The sequence below is a fragment of the Acidovorax sp. sif1233 genome, assembly GCF_019218755.1.
In the GTDB taxonomy this organism is placed as follows: Bacteria; Pseudomonadota; Gammaproteobacteria; order Burkholderiales; family Burkholderiaceae_C; genus Acidovorax.
On the sequence record NZ_JAHUWZ010000005.1, the window covers coordinates 332,417 to 349,962 of the forward strand.

The window sequence follows — 17,546 nt, forward strand, 5'->3', positions numbered from 1 at the left end:
CTTTCGTGAATGAGTACTATCGGCCAGTAGCTGCCGTTGGCGGTTTGAGAAAGCGGTCGCTCAATGTTCGCGCTCACCGGCGGCAGCAGGCCCGGAGTTCGCATAACGGGTCAAGCGTCTTCGCTCCAAAATGATCTGTCACGAGCAAGGGCTGCAAACAACCAAACAACGCTCCCGGTGTCGGCAAAAAGTATCAGCAAGCTGGTGGCAGCTACCGACAGCTTTCCCCAGGCGACTAAAACTGCAATCGCTGCAAGGATTGAACCAACCAGGGGAATCCCAGAAGCATGCTTGTAGCCTTTCATTGATTTGCCATGGAGCTTGGCGTACAGCGCAGGTCGTAAAAACGAAAGGTGAAGATTGATTGCCATTGCCATCGATGCCAGGGCAATGAGCACCCAAGCTGTTGCAGGCTCTCGAGTGTCATTGGGGGCAATCAAAGCAGAGCACGCCGATCCAATAGAAAGCGCCAACGGTGAGGCCATCAATGCAGCGACGGCTAAATTTTTGACGACAAGCGTGACACGCATAGAGTTAGTTTTTCGACCAATCACAGTTGAACGACCAATATAGCCTGCGCAATGTGCAGGCCCGTAGATGAAGGGCCGGACTCATCGACTGGCGGCTTGCCGCTGCTATGCGATGGACTGTTCAGGGCCCGAAGGTGACGCCTGCGCAAACCCCAAACGATCATCTTTCTTCCACCTGCTGCGCTTCGTAGTACGAGCCACCTTCAACCGCTCCAGTTGCAAGAGAAACGGTAAAGGGGTGCCACGTGTCGTCGAACATCCATGCTTCGCCTCTCAACTCACCGTCATGAAGGGATAGATCGCGGAAGCCATCCCAAGAGATGCGGCGCGAGCGCCAAACGACGCCTCCGCCCCTTTGTCGAAGTTCGAAGTCTGTGGGACTGCAAAGCAGCAGATATCCAGTGCTAGGTACTTCAAGGACAGACTCAATGTCACCCCCAAACTCTTCAAGCAGCTCCCCGGTCACCGTGTTCACCCTGTAGCCTTGGCCGCCAGCTAGCACGTTTACTTCAAGTCCCCTTCCATCCGCGAAAACGGCTGAAAACTTCGTGAGACCTGGCTGAAAATTTCCAACCCAGCAGCGGCTTTCGTCCGCGCAAAACTCTACGACCAGACCCTCGCGATGCTTACCTTGTCCGGTCGCACTGAATTGGCGCGGGAAATTGCCCACTCCAGGTAGTCCGGGGAGAATTCTGGGAGCGCTCAAAAATTCCATATGACGCCTATGTCCGGTTCTGGCCGATAGTACCCATTCGTGACCGAGATGCGAACGGCAGCAACCGCTGCAAAGCTGCCAATGAATCTGCGCAAATCGCTTCTCACTAGTGTGTAGCCCGGGCCCAAAAGTCTGGAACTTCCGGGGCTGCACGCAGCAGCGCTTCTAGTCACCCCTTCGCCCGATGAAAAAGCCCGGCACAAGCCGGGCATCGCACTTTCAATCCCCCATCACCTGCAGCTGAAACTGCCCGCACTCTCCACATCCCCCGTGCCGTTGTAGCGCGCCACCTTGGGGTACACGCACAGCGGCCGGGTGCGGTTGGCGGACCAGCTGGCAGGCAGCTCGGCATTCACCACATTGGCCCCCGCGCCGCGTGCCTTGGCGGTCACGCTGTCGGGGGCCTTGCCCTGTTCCACCCAGGCGACCAGCGGGGCCAGCATGTCGAACTGGTCGGTGGCGGGGCCGCCGGAGCAGTGGTTCATGCCGGGCACCAGGAACAGGCGGGCAAACGCATCGGCCTTGCCGCTGTGGTTGGCCTGCAGGCGGTCCATCCAGTTGGCGGTGTCCATGGGCGAGAACACGCCGTCGGCCACGCCGTGGAAAACGATCATCTTGGCGCCCCGGTTCTTCAGGGTGCTCAGGTCGGCTTCGTTGGGCGGGGTCATGTAGGACCAGGGGGACTCGGTGTACGTGGTGTTGGTGGCGAACATCTTGGGGTAGTCCGTCTCCATGCTGAAGTTCAGCGCGTACTGCATGCCGGGGATGGCGGTGAACGCGGCCACGGTGGACGGGGGCGAGGTGAAGATGAAGGCCATGGCCCCTGCGTCGCGCGTGGCGGGCGAGCCGAAGTGCCAGGACGCGAAGTTGGCGCCCGCGATGCCGGGGTCGAACCAGGTGCCCGTGTACAGCGCCTCGCCCTTGCTGTTCCTGGGGCCCGCAAAGATGCTGGCCAGCACGCTCTTTTGTTCGCTAGTGATGCACGAACCGTCGCGCGCGCCGGTGCAGGTGGGCACGTCGGTCTGCAGGTTGAAGGCGGCCTGGCAGGCTGCCACGTCGTTGACCTGGCCGTCAGCCACGCCGTCCAGCGCGTCGCACTTGGCGACGATCTTGCTGCCGATGAGCTTGAACTCGGCGGGGCTCACGGCCGTGTTCAGGTCGGGCAGGCCGGTGGTGGCGTCCTTGGTGGATACCTTGGCGTACTGCTGGGCCTTCCACAGCTGGGTGGTGGCGGCCTTGGGAAGGTGAAAGCCGGGGTTGCCCGCCAGGATGCCGTCGTACTGGTCGGCATAGCGCGATGCGCCCACCATGGCGTGGCGGCCGCCGTTGGAGCAGCCGGCCAGGTACGAGCGGTCGGGCGCCTTGCCGTAGGCAATCTTGATGAGGTTCTTGGCCATGGGGGTGAGGGTGCCCACGGCCTGGTAGCCGTAGTCCAGCCGGGCCTGCGGGTCCACGCCGAAGAAGGGGGTGGGCGCGCCATGGCCTGCGTCGGAGCTGAGCACCGCAAAGCCCTGCACCAGGCCGGGGGCCACCGGCGCGGCGCCGCTCACCGAGCCCAGCGCGGTGACCACGCTGCCGTCCAGTCCGCCGTTGGCCTGGTGCAGAAAGCGGCCGTTCCACGCCACGGGCAGGCGCATCTCGAAACCGATGGCGTAGCTGGCGCCATCCACGGGGCCGGTGCGCTCCTTCATCTTGCCCTTGACGAGGCAGTGCGCGGGCGCCTGGGTGGTCACGCCCTGCAGGGCCAGGGGCCCCTCGGGCACCTGCTCGGCGGAGGTGATGCGCGTGTCGGGCAGGGCCAGACTGGTGGCGAGCGTGGCGCACGACTGCAGGGGGGCCGGTGTGGCGGCGGAGAGCTGGGGCAGGGCGGCATCGGACGAGCCGCCGCAGCCCATGAGCAGGGCCGTGGTCAGGGCCGACAAAGCGATGGGATGGGCGCGCATTCTGGTCCTTCTTTTTTTCAAGCTCATGGTGTTGTCTCCTGTTTTTCTGAGGCGCAAGGAAACCCGCAGCGTGGCCTCAACACGCTGTGGGCGGGAGATCGGCGGAAGGCGGATTGCTACTGAATCAGGAGCTGCTGGCGCATATGGGTTGAGCGCCTGTGGCCTCCTGGGGCCTGGATTCCAAGGCGTGCGCGATGCGCTGGCGCAGGATGCCGGTGCGCAGGTCGAATTCGGGCAGCACCCACAGGGCGAAGGCCTGGGCGGGGGCGGTCCAGCGGTCCGTGGCGCTGGTGGGTTCGCTCCCGCGTTCGCGGGGGCTGGCGGCGCCGATCTGGCCCCAGGCCCATTCCAGCAGCACCAGCGCCACGGCGCGCAGGTAGTCGTCGGCCACCCAGTAGGGCAGCTCGGGGTCGGACTGGGCGGCCGCCGCCAGGGCCTGCGTGATCTCGACCAGCGCATGGCGGCGCACGCTGGCGGCAGTGCTGGGGGCCGCGCCGGGCAGGCTGCCCAGCAGGGCGCCCAGGCCCTGGCCGCCATCGGCCAGCACCTTGCGCACCAGCAGGTCGATGGCCTGGATCTCGTTGGTGCCCTCGTAGATCATGGCCACGCGCGCGTCGCGCACGATCTGCTCGATGCCCCATTCACGCACATAGCCGTGGCCGCCAAACACCTGCAGGCAGGCGCTGGCGCCGTGAAAGCCCTGGTCGGTGAGCGCGGCCTTGAGCACGGGCGTGACCAGCGCGCACCAGCGCTGGGCGGCGGCGCGCGCGGCAGCGTCGGTGCTGTGCTTGGCCACGTTGAGCTGCAGGGCCGTGTGGTAGGCCAGCACGCGGCCGCCGTCGATCCAGGCGCGCTGCGTGTGCAGGATGCGGCGGATGGCGGGGTGGTCCTGGATGAGGCTGGTGTCCTTGGCGCCGGGGCCGCGCATCTGGCGGCGCTCGGCCGCGTAGGCACTCGCCTTTTGCCATGCGGCCTCTAGCAGGCCGATGCCCTGCAGGCCCACGTGCAGGCGCGCCGCGTTCATCATCACGAACATGGCGTTGAGGCCCTTGTTCGGCTCGCCCACCAGCCAGCCGGTGGCGTCGTCAAAGCGCATCACGCAGGTGGGGCTGCCGTGCAGGCCCATCTTTTCTTCGATGCGCTCGCACACCACGGCGTTGCGGCTTCCATCTTGAAGAATCTTGGGCACCAGGAACAGCGACAGGCCCTTGGGCCCCGCAGGCGCATCGGGCAGGCGCGCCAGCACCAGGTGCACGATGTTGTCGGTCAGGTCGTGCTCGCCGCCGGAGATAAAGATCTTGCTGCCGTTCACCCGCGCGCTGCCATCGGGCTGCGGCACCCCACGTGTGCGCACCAGGCCCAGGTCGCTGCCCGCGTGGGCTTCGGTCAGGCACATGGTGGCCAGCCATTCGCCGGTGGCGACTTTCTCCAGGTATTGCGCCTTGAGTTCGTCGCTGGCGTGGTGTTTGATGCATTCGTACGCGCCGTGCAGCAGGCCGGGGGCCATGGTCCAGCCGTGGTTGGCGCCGGCCAGCCATTCGAACAGCACACATTCGAGCACCGCAGGCAGGCCCTGGCCGCCGTCCTCGGGCGCGCATGACAGCGACGGCCAGCCCGCCTGCCAGAAGGCCTGGTAGGCGTCGCGGAAGCCTGCGGGCGTGCGCACCTGGCCTGCGTCGAAGCGGCAGCCTTCTTCGTCGCCGCCGCGCTGCAGCGGGGCGATGGCGCTGTCCACAAACTTGGCGGCTTCGTCGAGCACCTGCGCGGCCAGCTCGCCATCGGTGTCCGCAAACGGGGGCAGCGCCTGCCAGCGGCTGGGCGCCTGCAGCACATGGGTCAGCAGATGCTGGATGTCGGCAAGGGCCTGGCGTGCTTGCATGGTTTGCTCTTGTTCTGATAGCTATTGGCGCTTGATGGACGCGCGGTAGCGGCTGTTTTTGCTTGAAATCCTGGTCAACCAGCGGCTGACCGTTCACCCTGATCCGGTCGAACGGACTGCGCGGGTGGCATGCCCAGGCTTCGACAGGCTCAGCCTGAACGGGTGGGGAATGGCTGCGCGCCCTCCCGCCGCGTTGCGCACTGCCCGTGATACCGGCGTGGCCCCGGCCAGCGCCACCGTGGAACTGGCTTCGCCAGGCCACGGGTGGCGTCCTCCTCAGGGGGAAGCGGCGAAGCCGCTCAGGGGGAGCTCAGGAATCCGCGGTGAAGCCGATCTTCTTGATCAGCGGACCCCAGGTGTCGTACTCGGCCTTCTGCCAGCGCGCCTGCTCCTCGGGCGTGGAGCCGTGGGGCATCAGGCCCACGATGGCCAGGCTGTCGATGACCGACTTTTCCTTCAGCGCCGCGTTGATGGCGGCGTTGGCGGCGGCAATCACGGGCTTGGGCGTGGCGGCGGGGGCGTAGAAGCCAAACCATTCCTCGGTCGTCAGCTCGGGGAAGCCCTGCTCGGCAAACGTGGGCACATCAGGAACGTACTGCGAGCGCTTGGGGCCCGAGGTGGCCAGGATGCGCAGCTTGCCCGCCTTGTAGTTGGCGATGAAGTCGCCGTGCGGCGTGACCATGGCCGCCACCTGGCCGCCCACCACGTCCGTCACGCCGGGGATGGAGCCACGGTAGGGCACGTGGCGCAGGTCCACGCCGCTGTTGATGCCCAGCAGCGCGCCCAGGAAGTGGGGCGTGGAGCCCGCGCCAGGCGAGCCGTAGCTCGCGTCCTTGGGGTTGGCCTTGGCCCAGGCCAGGAAGTCCTTCACCGTCTTGACGCTGGCGGGCACCATGGGGCCCACGGCCAGGCCGTGGTGCATGATGGCCGCGATCGACACGGGCGCGAAATCCTTGTCGGTGTAGTTCATCTTGCTGTAGATGTGGGGGTAGTTGGCCAGGGCCGACACCTGCGCCACCGCCAGCACCGAGCCATCGGCCGGGGCCGACTTCAGGGTCTCCAGCGCAATGCGCCCGCCCGCGCCAGGCTTGTTTTCCACCACGCCGGCGTTCTTGCTGAACGCCGAGCCACCCCATTTTTCGGCCACGCGCCGCGCCACGGTGTCGCCCGAGCTGCCGGCCGGAAAGCCAAAATACACCTTGACCTGGTCCACCTGCGCATGGGCGGCGAAGGGGTGCAGGGCGCCCAAGGCGGCGCTGGCGCCAAGGGCCTGAACGAATTGACGGCGTGTGGTGGTCATGGTTTGTCTCCTGGTGTGTATCTGACGGACATCTCAAAAATCAACCGGGGTGTTCGCACACCCTCTCGTTATCAGCTGTGCGGCGCCTCCCGGGGCGCAAGAAACTGGCGCTGCCCAAGCCAGCGCCACCGTGGAACTGGCTTTGCCAGGCCACCGGTGGCGTCCCCCTCCCGCAGGAGAGGGGGAGGGCGCGAAGCGACTCGAGGGGTGCATTACCGTGGCGCCATGCGCAGGGCACCATCGAGGCGGATCACCTCGCCGTTCAGGTGCCCGTTGGTCACGATGTGGCACGCCAGCTCGGCAAATTCCTCGGGCTTGCCCAGGCGTGGGGGGAAGGGGATGCTCGCGGCCAGCGATTGCTGCACGGCCTCGGGCAACTCCTTCATCAGCGGCGTGGCGAACAGGCCGGGCGCCACGGTGCACACGCGGATGCCGTGCTGCGCCAGGTCACGCGCCATGGGCAGCGTCATGCCCACCAGGCCGCCCTTGGAGGCGCTGTAGGCCTGCTGGCCCACCTGGCCGTCGAAGGCAGCGGCCGAGGCGGTGAACATCATCACGCCGCGCTCGCCATTGGGCAGGGCGTCGAGCTTGGCGCAGGCGGCAGCGAACAGGCGGCTTACGTTGTAGCTGCCGATCAGGTTGATGGTGACCACCCGCGTGAAGTCCTCCAGCGGCGCGGCGCTGCCATCGCGCTGCACGATGCGCTTGGCGCTGCCGATGCCGGCCACGTTCATCAGGATGCGCGCGGGGCCGTGGGCCGCGGCGGCCTTCTCCAGCGCGGCGGTGACGCTGGCGGGGTCGGTGATGTCGCAGGCGCAGGCCACCCCACCGATATCGGCAGCCACTTGTTCGGCCAGCTCGGCATTGCGGTCGAGCACGGCGACCTTGGCGCCCAGGCGGGCGAGTTCGCGGGCGGTGGCTTCACCGAGGCCCGATGCGCCGCCGGTCACGATGGCGGCTTGTCCTTGGATGTCCATGCTGTGTGTCCTTGAGAAAAATGTGGGGTGTGTCTTTGGCGTTCAGCGGCGCGGCACCAGCGTGCCGGGCAGCGTGCCGCCGTGCAGTGCGTCCACCACGTCCGCGCGGTGTTGCAGCACGGCGCGCTGGTTGATGGAGCCCTTGTCGGTGACCTCGCCCTTGTCGAGCGAGGGCGGCTCGGCCATCAGGTGCGCACGGGCCACGCGGGTGGCGCTGCCGGTGGACTCGGCCGCAAGCCTGTCCAGCACCTGCTGGAAGTGCTGCTGCACCGGGGCGCTGTGCAGCACCTCGTGCAGGCTGGCGCTCTCTGGCAGGTCGCTGAGCGTGCGGATGGTGGGGGTGGGCACGAGCAGCGCGCCGATCTCTTTCAGGTTGATGCCGGTGATGACCGCGTCCTGCACGTAGGGAGCGCAGGCCGCGATGATCTTCGCGCGCATGGGGCCCACGCTCACGAAGGTGCCGGTGGAAAGCTTGAAGTCCTCGGCAATGCGGCCGTCGAACTTCAGGCCCTTGTTCGGGTCGGTCTCGTCGATCCATTTCACGGCATCGCCCGAGCAGTAGAAGCCTTCTTCGTCGAAGGCATCGCGCGTGGCCTCGGCATTGCGCCAGTAGCCGGGCGTGATGTTGGGGCCGCGGTAGCGCACCTCGACCTTGCCGTCCACCGGCACGAGCTTGAGTTCGAGCCCCGGCGTGGGCACGCCGATGTCGCCGGCCTGCACGTCGGGGCTGTTCACCGCCACGCAGAAGGGGCAGCCCTCGGTCATGCCCAGGCCCGTGTTCATCACGATGCGCTCGCCCACCTCGCGCTCGGCGCTGTCGAACAGCGAGTCCCAGATGGGCTGTGACAGCGCGGCGGCGGCAAAGAAGAACATCTTCACGCGGCTGAGCAGGTTCTTGCGCAGCAGGTCGTCCGTCTTCATGGTCTGCGCGATCACCTCGAAACCCGTGGGCACGTTGAAGTACACCGTGGGCGCGATCTCGCGCAGGTTGCGGATGGTCTCGGCCATGCCCTTGGGCGTGGGCTTGCCTTCGTCCAGGTACAGCGTGCCGCCGTTGTAGATGACGATGCCGAAGTTGTGGTTGCCGCCGAAGGTGTGGTTCCACGGCAGCCAGTCCACCAGCACCAGGGGCTCCTCGGCCAGCACCGGCATCGACTGGTTCATCTGCTGCAGGTTGGCGGCCCACATGCCGTGCGTCACGATCACGGCCTTGGGCAGCTTGGTGGAGCCCGAGGTGAACATGAACTTGGCGATGCTGTCGGCGGTGATGGCGCCGTGCGCCGCATCCACGGCGGGCGTGGCAGGGGTGGCCAGCAGGTCGCGGAAGGCCACGGTGCTGCGGCCCGGCATGCTGCCGGTGCCCAGCACTACCTTCACGTCGTCGGCCACGGTGGCCTCGATGGCGCGCGCAAAGCGCGCGGCGTCGCTGGCGAACACCAGGCCGGGGGTCAGCGTGTCCAGCACATGGCGCAGCTTGTCGAAGTCCTGGCTGATGGTGGAGTACGCGGTGGAGACGGTGCACTGCGGCACGCCGGCCACCAGGCAGCCCAGCGACAGCAGCGCGTGGTCCAGGTCGTTTTCGCTCAGGATGGCCACGGGGCGCTCGGCGCCCAGGTGCATGTCGAGCAAGGCCTGGGCAATGCTGCGCGCGGCCTGCCAGGCCTGGCCGTAGGTGACGTGGCGCCACTCGCCCAGGCTGCCGTCGGCGTTCTTCACGCGCTGGGCCATCCAGGTGCGGTCGGGCACGGTCTGGGCCCAGTGCGCGAGCCGGTCGGTCAGGCGCAGCGGGTAGGCCTGCAGGTCTTGAGTGGCCCGCACGTAGACCACGCCGTTGTCTGCCTGGCGCGTGCTGACCTCGGTCACGCCAAAGCGCAGCGGACGGTAGCGGGGGGATGGGTTGCTCGTCATGGGTGCGTGTCGGTGGGCTTGCGCGGGCGCGTGCTGTCTGTGCTATCTGTCCTGTCCGGGGCGCTGCGGTCAGCCCTTCTGGACCTTGGCGGCCTTGCCGTCGAGGAAGGCGCGCACACGCGCCTTGGCCTCGGGGGCGCTCTGCGCGATGGCGGCCATCATGGCTTCGGTCATCAGGCCCTGGTCCGACGGCTGCTCGGCGATGCGCGGCAGCGCGTGCATCAGCGCGTAGTTGGTCAGCGGCGCGTTCTGCCCGATGCGCTGGGCCAGCTCGAAGGCCTTGTCGAACGCCGTGCCGGTGGGCACGAGGTACTGCGCAAAGCCCACGCGCTCGCCGTCCACCGCGTTGTAGACGCGGCCGGTCATCATCATGTCGGTCATGCGCGCCGTGCCGATCAGGCGCGGAATGCGCACCGCGCCGCCGCCGCCCACGAAGATGCCGCGCGAGCCCTCGGGCAGCGCGTAGAAGGTGGACTCGTCGGCCACGCGGATGTGGCAGGCGCTGGCCAGCTCCAGGCCCCCGCCCACCACCGCGCCGTGCAGCGCGGCCACCACGGGCACGGGGCCGAACTGCACGCGGTCCAGCGCCGCATGCCACATGCGCGAGTGGTGCAGGCCCTGGCCCGCATCGCGCTCCTTGAGTTCGGACAGGTCCAGGCCCGAGCAGAAGTGCTCGCCTTCGCCATCGATCACAGCCGCGCCCACGGTGGCGGGCAGGTTGTCCATCACGTCCCGCAGCGCCAGGATCAGGCCGTCGTTCAGGGCATTGCGCTTGGCGGGGCGGGCGAGGCGGATGACCGCGATGTCCTCGCGTTCGCCGCGGATTTCGAGGGAGATGTCGGAGTGCTTGGTCATGGTCATCGAGGTGAGTTGGAGAAATTATGGTTATCAAAAATAACTAAAACAAGGCCATGGAGGCGGTCTTTGCTAGGTGCTTTCCCTAGCTTTTCTGGGTGTTCATATGATTATGATAAATAACTAAAATGGCACCGATTCACAGCAAGGAACCGTCATGAACGCCTTCATCCCCTACGGCATTTACTGGTCGTCCCCGTTCGCCAAGTGGCAGGGCTCGCTGGCCAACCTCAACGCGCTGCCGCTGGCGGCCACGGTGGGCAAGCAGGCGCTGGCCGCGCGCGGGTACGACCTGGCGGCGGTGGACCTGGCGATCCTCGGCATCACCAACCCGCAGAAGGGCAGCTTCTACGGCCTGCCCTGGGTCACCGGCCTCATGGGCATCGACCGCGTGGCGGGCCCCACGGTGCAGCAGGCCTGCGCCACCAGTGTGCGCGCGCTGCAGATGGCCGCGCAAGAGGTGGCCTGCGGCACGGCCACCAGTGCGCTGCTGGTGATGGCTGACCGCCAGTCCAACGGGCCGGTGGTGTACTACCCCGATTCGAGCGGCACCGGCGGCTATGGCATCACCGAGCACTGGGTGCCCGACAACATGGGCCACGACCCCTACGCCAAGAACCCCATGCTGCAGACGGGCGAAAACGTGGCGGCGCGCTACGGCATCACCACCGAAGAGCAGCACGCGCTCAAGCTGCACCGCTACACGCAGTACCAGGCGGCGCTGGCCGACGACCGCGCCTTCCAGAAGCGCTACATGGCCGATGTGCCGGTCACCGACTCGAAATTCCGCAAGCAGACCGGCACGCTCAGCGCCGACGAAGGCATCTTCCCGACCACGGCCGAGGGCCTGGCCAAACTGAAGCCGGTGAAGGAAGGCGGCACCGTGACCTTTGGCGGCCAGACGCACCCGGCTGACGGCAATGCGGGTGCCATCGTCACCACGCGCGAACGTGCGCGCGCTGTGGCCACCGACCCTGGCATCGAGGTCGAGATCCTGGGCTTCGGCATGGCGCGCGTGGAGGCCGGCTTCATGCCCATGGCGCCGTCGCCGGCGGCGTTCAACGCCTTGAAGCAAGCGGGCCTGTCGATTGCCGACGTGCACGCGATCAAGACGCACAACCCGTTTGCGGTGAACGACATCGCGCTGGCGCGCGACACCGGCTTTGCGTGGGAGCGCATGAACAACTACGGCAGCTCCATCATCTGGGGCCACCCACAGGCGCCCACCGGCCTGCGCGCCATCATCGAACTCATCGAAGAGCTGGTGCTGCGCGGCGGCGGCGCGGGCCTGTTCACCGGCTGCGCCGCGGGCGACACCGGCTACGCCACCGTGCTGCGCGTGACCGACAGCAGAACCAGCACCACCCCCAAGGCCTGACCATGACGACCACTGCGACGACAACCAGCAACGAACATTCCTTTTCCGCCCCGCTGAACGCCTGGCTGGTCGACGGCGTGCGCACGCCCATGGTCGACTACTGCGGCCCGCTCGGCCATGTGTCGCCCACCGACATGGGCATCAAGGTCGCCCGCGCCGTGCTCGACAAAAGCGGCGTGCCCGCTGCCGACGTGAACTCGGTCATCACCGGCTCGATGGCGCAGGCCGACTTCGACGCCTTCGTGCTGCCGCGCCACATCGGCCTGTATGCGGGCGTTCCGCAGAGCGTGCCGGCCATCCTGGTGCAGCGCATCTGCGGCACGGGCTTCGAGCTGTTCCGCCAGGCCGCGGACCAGATCGCGCTGGGCTATGCCGACGTGGCGCTGGTGGTGGGCACCGAGTCCATGACGCGGAACCCGATCGCCGCGTACACGCACCGCACGGGCTTCAAGCTCGGTGCGCCGGTGGAGTTCAAGGACTTCCTGATGGAGGCGCTGATCGACACCGCTGGCCCGGTGACGATGATCGAGACCGCCGAGAACCTGGCCAAGAAGTACGGCATCACCCGCGAAGACGTGGACGCATACGCGGCACGCTCGTTCGAGCGGGCGCTGCAAGCCCAGGCCGACGGCTTTCTGGCCGGCGAGATCGTGCCGGTGACGAGCGAAAAGTTCGAGCTGGCAGGCTACGCCACGCGCGGCATCACGCTGCCGCGCAAGGTGGCGCAGCTCGACCGCGACACGCACCCGCGCCCCTCGCCCATCGAGGCCCTGGCGGGGCTGCGCACGGTGTACCCCGGCGGCGTGCAGACAGCGGGCAACAGCTCCGCCCTGGTGGATGCGGCCGTGGGCGCCGTGGTGGCCAGCGATGCCTATGTGCAGCGGCGCGGCCTCAAGCCCCTGGCGCGCCTGCGCGGCGCGGCTGCCGTGGGTGTGGCGCCCGAATTCATGGGCATCGGGCCGGCACCCGCCATCCGCGCGCTGCTGGCGCGCACGGGGCTCACGCTGGAGGACATCGGCCTGTTTGAAATCAACGAAGCACAGGGCGCGCAGACCATCGCCGTGGAGCGCGAACTGGGCCTGGACCGCGACAAGCTCAACGTGAACGGCGGCGCAATTGCGCTGGGCCACCCCTTGGCCGCCACGGGCGTGCGCCTGACGGTGACGCTGGCGCGCGAGCTGCGCCGGCGCGGCCTGCGCTACGGCATCTCGAGTGCCTGCGTGGGCGGCGGGCAGGGCATGGCGCTGCTGATCGAGAACCCTGACGCCTGAACCAGTCATCCCTTTTTTCGCAAGAGCACACAGACCATGAAAATCATCACCGCCGCTGAAGCCGGGGCCCTGATCCCCGACAACGCCACCATCTTCCTGGGCGGCCTGGCCGTCTCCAGCCTGCCCGAGGAAGTGCTCAAGGGCGTGGAAAAGAATTTCCTCGACACCGGCCACCCGAAGAACGTGACCACCTGGGCCTGCGGCGCCATCGGCAACAGCAAGGATGCGGGCATGGTCCACTTTGCCCACCCCGGCATGATCAAGCGCACCGTGGCGGGCCACTTCGGCCAGACGGGTGCCGAGATGATGAAGATGGTGTTTGACGGCGAAGTGGAGGCCTACAACTTCCCGCAGGGCAGCCTGTCGCACCTCACGCGCCACATTGCCAGCCGCAGCCCCGGGCTGCTGACCAAGGTGGGCCTGGGCACGTTCGTGGACCCCCGCATCGAAGGCGGCAAGCTCAACAGCAAGTCCACCGAAGACCTGGTCAAGCTCGTCGAATTCAACGGCGAGGAATGGCTGTTCTACCCCGCGCCCAAGGTCGATGTGGCCATCATCCGCGGCACCTTGGCCGATGAGAACGGCAACATCACCCTGGACAAGGAAGGCGTGCTGCTCGAGCAGATCAACATCGCCCACGCGGCCAAGGCCAGCGGCGGCATCGTGATCGCGCAGGTGGAGCGCATCGTGAAGGCCGGCAGCCTGCACCCCAAGTCGGTCAAGGTGCCCGGCGTGTCGGTGGACTACGTGGTGGTCAGCCAGCCCGAGAACCACATGCAGACCATCACCACGCAGTTCAACCCCGCGCTGTGTGGCGATGTGCGCGTGCCGCTCAACTCGCTGGCGCCGATGCCGCTGGACGAGCGCAAGGTGATCGCGCGCCGCACGGCGCTGGAGCTCACGCCGGGCGCCATCACCAACCTGGGTATCGGCATCCCGGCCGGCGTGCCGTCGGTGGCGGCGGAAGAGGGCGTGTCCGACCAGTTCACGCTGAGCGTGGAAAGCGGCATCACCGGCGGCATCCCGGCGCAGCTGGGCGACTTCGGCACGGCCTACAACGCCGACGCGATCATCGAGCAGTCGCTGCAGTTCGACTTCTATGACGGCGGCGGGCTGGACGCGAGCTTCCTGGGCTTGGCGCAGGCCGACAACCACGGCAACGTGAACGTGAGCAAGTTCAACGGCCGGCCCGTGGGCTGCGGCGGCTTCGTGAACATCACGCGGTCCACCAAGCACCTGGTGTTCTGCGGCACCTTCACCGCGGGCGGGCTGGAGGTGCAGGTGGCCGACGGCCAGCTCACCATCGTCAAGGAAGGCCGCTCGCGCAAGTTCATCGAGAAGGTCGAGCAGATCACCTTCAACGGGCTGGACGCCGCGCAGCGCGAGCAGAACGTGCTGTTCGTCACGGAGCGCGCCGTGTTCCGCCTGACCACCGAGGGCCTGGAGCTGACCGAGATCGCGCCAGGCATCGACCTGGAACGCGACGTGCTGGCGCACATGGGGTTCAAGCCCCTGATGCGCGATGTGAAGATGATGGACCCGGGCCTGTTCCGTGCCCAGTGGGGCGGGCTGGCGCAGGCAATGGCCGCCAAGGCCGGGTCTGCCGACTGATACGCAGCAACCCTGCGCGGGCTCTCAGGAGGCGGGGTCCGGCGAATAGACCTTCTGCAGCAACCGGATCAGCGTCTTGCGCTCGGCGGCGGTCAGGCCCGCCGTGGCGTCCACTTCCAGCTGGGCGGCGGTCTCCTCGGCCTGCGCGGTCAGCTCCACCCCTGCGGGCGTGAGGTGCACGCCCATGGCGCGCCCGTCGCTGGGGTGCGGGCGGCGCTCGATCAGCCCGCGCCGCTCCAGCGCGGCGATCAGCCCCACCAGGTTGGGCGGCAGCACATTGAGCGTGGCGCACAGCTGGCGCGAGGTGATGCCCGGGTTGTGGGCCACCAGCGACAGCACGGAAAACTCCACCACCTTCAGGCGGTACACCGCCATGCGCTCCATGAACACCTCGATGACCGCCAGCGACGCACGGCGCGCGTTGTAGCCCACCAGCGTGCGCAGGAAGCTGGTGTCCACGGCCTCCGGCGTGGAGAGCGCGGTGGCGGGGGGCGGTGGGTTTTTGAAGGGGCGGGCGCTGGACATGGGGCGATGGGTGCCGGAGCAAGGTCGGGTTTGGCGACGCATCGGGCAAGACCACTTTCTGACTCCCTTTCGCCGCTGCCGCTTATTTTATATACATCTTTTGCTATTAAAAATATAGCTATATCGCGAAATCGAAAAACGCGGCTCCACCCGCCTCAAGCGGGGCTGCGCAGCACGCGGCGGTATTGCACGGCCTCGGCCACATGGATGACCTCGGTGGTGGGCGAGCCCGCCAGGTCGGCGATGGTGCGCGCCACCTTCAGCGCACGGTGCGTGCTGCGGGCCGACCATCCCAGCCGCGCGGCGGCGGTGTTCAGGAACCTGGCGGCCGCATCGTCCAGCCGCAGGTGCGTGTCGATCTCCTGGCCCTGCAACGCCTGGTTGGCCTTGCCCTGCCGCGCCAGCGCCAGGGCGCGGGCATGTTCCACCCGCCCGCGGATGGCGGCGGTGGGCTCGCCCGCGGGGGCCTGCACCAGTTGCTCGGCGGGGAGGGCGGGCACCTCCACATGCAGGTCGATGCGGTCCAGCAGCGGGCCGCTGAGCTTGCCCTGGTAGCGGTTGATCTGGTCGGGCGTGCAGCGGCACGCGCGTTGCGTGGACCCGAGAAAGCCGCACGGGCAGGGGTTCATCGCAGCGATCATCTGAAAGCGCGCGGGGAAGTCCGCGCGCTGCGCGGCCCGCGAGATGGTGATGTGGCCCGTCTCCAGCGGCTCGCGCAGCGCCTCGAGGGCGGCACGGGGAAATTCCGGCAGCTCGTCGAGGAAGAGGACGCCGTGGTGGGCCAGCGAGATTTCGCCCGGCCGGGGCGGCGATCCACCTCCGACAAGGGCCACCGCGCTGGCCGTATGGTGGGGCGTGCCCGTGGGCCGTTGCCCCCACAGTTCGGGGCGGAACCGCCCGGCCAGGCTGGCGATCGCTGCGCTCTCCAGCGCCTCGTCCACCGTCATGGCCGGCAGCAGCCCGGCAAAGCGCAGGGCCAGCATGGACTTGCCCGAGCCCGGCGGGCCGGCCATCAGGACACTGTGGGCTCCGGCGGCCGCGATCTCCAGCGCGCGCTTGGCCGTGGCCTGGCCTTTCACGTCGGCCATGTCCAGGGAGGCGGCTGCGGCCGCCATCGGCGTGGCTTGCAGGCGGGTCCAGCCATCGTTGTCCACGGAGGCATCGCCCGCCGCGGCGCTGCCCGGTGGCAGGAAGGCGCGCACCACGTCCAGCAGGTGCCGGGCGCGCACCACCTGCGCGGCGGGCACGAGGGCGGCCTCTTCGGCGCTGCCGGGCGGCAGCACCAGCACGGCGCTGATCTGCTGCGTCTGCAGCGCGAGGCTCGTGGCCAGCGCGCCGCGCACCGGCCGCAGTTCGCCCGACAGCGACAGCTCGCCCGCGAATTCGTGCCCCGGCAGGCGGGCGCCGTCCAGCTGCCCGCTGGCCGCCAGGATGCCCAGCGCGATCGGCAGGTCGAACCGGCCGGAATCCTTGGGCAGGTCGGCGGGGGCGAGGTTGACGGTGATCCGCTTGTTGTGGGGGAACTCCAGCCCCGCGTTCTGCAGTGCCGACCGCACGCGCTCGCGCGCTTCCTTCACTTCCACTTCGGCAAGGCCCACCAGGGTGAAGCTGGGCAGGCCGTTGGCCAGGTGCACTTCGACAGTGACGGACGGCGCCTGCAGCCCCAGAAGGGCGCGGCTTTGCACCAAAGCAAGACTCATGAAGCGATTCCTCCCCAGATGGGTGCGTTTTATGGCGTTCCCGCGCGGGCCCTTGGCGCCATGCACCAATAGCGTGCGTATGGCCGTGGCACGGTGCTGATGCCCACTGTACCGGGGATCGTTGTAACGCGAAGCAACGGCGCGCGCGGATGTATTGCGCCGCGTGGCACGGTCCGTGCTTAAAGCGCTCGTCCCTACTTTGTCCAACCGGAGGAAACATGACCCGCGCCATCATCAAGACCCTGGGCGTTGCCCTTGCAGCATCCCTTCCCCTGCTGGCCAGCGCCCAGCTCACCGGCAACGTCAGCCTGACCACCAACTACAAGTTCCGTGGCCAGGACCAGGACGCCTCCAAGGCCAAGGCCCTCAAGCCCGCGCTGCAAGGCGGTTTTGACTATGCCTTCGGCGAGTCTGGCTGGTACGTGGGCAACTGGAATTCCAGCGTGGACTGGCTGGCCAACAACTCGCTCGAAGCCGACCTGTACGGCGGCTACAAGTTCAAGGCCGGCGGCGCCGATCTGGACCTGGGCGCGCTGACCTACATCTACCCCGGCAATGCCAACGGCAACACCACCGAGCTGTATGGCGCGGCCACCATGGGCCCCTTCACCGCCAAGTATTCGCACACCATCTCCAAGGACTACTTCGGCTGGGCCGGCGCCAAGTCCGGCTCCGGCCTGAAGGGCCGCAACACCGGCTACCTGAACCTGGCGTTCGCCCAGGAAGTGGCTCCCAGCGTCACCCTGAAGGCCTCGGTGGGCTTCACCCGCTTCGCCAGCGACATCAAGGACCTGGGCGTGCCCAACTACATGGACTACAGCGTGGGCGGCGCGTATGACTTCGGCAGCGGCCTGTCGCTGGGCGCCGCCGTGGTGGGCGCCAACAAGAAGGCCTTCTTCGGCCACGTCAACAAGTCGCGCGTGATCGTCACGCTCACCAAAACCCTGTAAGCAA

Annotated in this window: 14 protein-coding genes; 4 read left to right on the plus strand and 10 right to left on the minus strand. The window is 67.6% G+C overall.

The window, feature by feature from the left end; all coding sequences use genetic code 11:
* Window positions 1–110: 110 nt before the first annotated feature.
* The 8 genes from KW843_RS18400 to KW843_RS18435 form a co-directional block, all read right to left on the minus strand.
* Complete coding sequence (locus KW843_RS18400; RefSeq protein WP_218296600.1) at window positions 111–530, minus strand: hypothetical protein; 420 nt, start codon at window positions 528–530, stop codon at window positions 111–113.
* Window positions 531–690: 160 nt separating this feature from the next.
* A complete protein-coding gene (locus KW843_RS18405; protein WP_218296601.1) occupies window positions 691–1,005 on the minus strand; it encodes a hypothetical protein in 315 nt (104 codons plus the stop codon).
* A gap of 470 nt (window positions 1,006–1,475) precedes the next feature.
* The gene (locus KW843_RS18410; protein ID WP_218296602.1) at window positions 1,476–3,188 is read right to left on the minus strand and encodes a tannase/feruloyl esterase family alpha/beta hydrolase; all 1,713 of its coding nucleotides are present in this window, start codon (window positions 3,186–3,188) and stop codon (window positions 1,476–1,478) included.
* Window positions 3,189–3,312: 124 nt separating this feature from the next.
* On the minus strand, window positions 3,313–5,067 hold the full coding sequence (locus KW843_RS18415) for an acyl-CoA dehydrogenase family protein (protein ID WP_218296603.1): 1,755 nt from the start codon (window positions 5,065–5,067) through the stop codon (window positions 3,313–3,315).
* Window positions 5,068–5,377: 310 nt separating this feature from the next.
* The gene (locus KW843_RS18420) at window positions 5,378–6,367 is read right to left on the minus strand and encodes a Bug family tripartite tricarboxylate transporter substrate binding protein (RefSeq protein ID WP_218296604.1); all 990 of its coding nucleotides are present in this window, start codon (window positions 6,365–6,367) and stop codon (window positions 5,378–5,380) included.
* A 212-nt stretch (window positions 6,368–6,579) separates the two neighbouring features.
* Entirely contained in the window at window positions 6,580–7,344 is a 765-nt protein-coding gene (locus tag KW843_RS18425) for an SDR family NAD(P)-dependent oxidoreductase (RefSeq protein ID WP_218296605.1), read from the minus strand.
* A gap of 42 nt (window positions 7,345–7,386) precedes the next feature.
* Entirely contained in the window at window positions 7,387–9,252 is a 1,866-nt protein-coding gene (locus tag KW843_RS18430; RefSeq protein WP_218296606.1) for a feruloyl-CoA synthase, read from the minus strand.
* 69 nt (window positions 9,253–9,321) lie between these two features.
* Window positions 9,322–10,107, minus strand: a complete 786-nt coding sequence (locus tag KW843_RS18435; protein ID WP_218296607.1) for a crotonase/enoyl-CoA hydratase family protein — start codon at window positions 10,105–10,107, stop codon at window positions 9,322–9,324.
* A 157-nt stretch (window positions 10,108–10,264) separates the two neighbouring features.
* Between KW843_RS18435 and KW843_RS18440 the strand changes: the two genes are divergently transcribed.
* The 3 genes from KW843_RS18440 to KW843_RS18450 are packed head-to-tail and all read left to right on the plus strand — an operon-like array spanning window position 10,265 to window position 14,367.
* Window positions 10,265–11,485 (plus strand): thiolase family protein, encoded by a 1,221-nt coding sequence (locus tag KW843_RS18440; RefSeq protein ID WP_218296608.1) that lies wholly within the window; start codon window positions 10,265–10,267, stop codon window positions 11,483–11,485.
* A gap of 2 nt (window positions 11,486–11,487) precedes the next feature.
* Window positions 11,488–12,756, plus strand: a complete 1,269-nt coding sequence (locus KW843_RS18445) for a thiolase family protein (RefSeq protein WP_218296609.1) — start codon at window positions 11,488–11,490, stop codon at window positions 12,754–12,756.
* Window positions 12,757–12,792: 36 nt separating this feature from the next.
* Window positions 12,793–14,367 carry an acyl CoA:acetate/3-ketoacid CoA transferase gene (locus KW843_RS18450; protein ID WP_218296610.1) on the plus strand — a complete coding sequence of 525 codons (1,575 nt, stop codon included), beginning with the start codon at window positions 12,793–12,795 and terminating at the stop codon, window positions 14,365–14,367.
* Window positions 14,368–14,391: 24 nt separating this feature from the next.
* On the opposite strand, the gene KW843_RS18455 is transcribed toward KW843_RS18450, so the two are convergent.
* The gene (locus KW843_RS18455; protein WP_218296611.1) at window positions 14,392–14,892 is read right to left on the minus strand and encodes a MarR family winged helix-turn-helix transcriptional regulator; all 501 of its coding nucleotides are present in this window, start codon (window positions 14,890–14,892) and stop codon (window positions 14,392–14,394) included.
* Between the two features lie 155 nt (window positions 14,893–15,047).
* Complete coding sequence (locus tag KW843_RS18460) at window positions 15,048–16,592, minus strand: YifB family Mg chelatase-like AAA ATPase (RefSeq protein WP_218296612.1); 1,545 nt, start codon at window positions 16,590–16,592, stop codon at window positions 15,048–15,050.
* Window positions 16,593–16,810: 218 nt separating this feature from the next.
* Between KW843_RS18460 and KW843_RS18465 the strand changes: the two genes are divergently transcribed.
* Window positions 16,811–17,542 (plus strand): TorF family putative porin, encoded by a 732-nt coding sequence (locus tag KW843_RS18465; RefSeq protein WP_218296613.1) that lies wholly within the window; start codon window positions 16,811–16,813, stop codon window positions 17,540–17,542.
* Window positions 17,543–17,546: the final 4 nt, after the last annotated feature.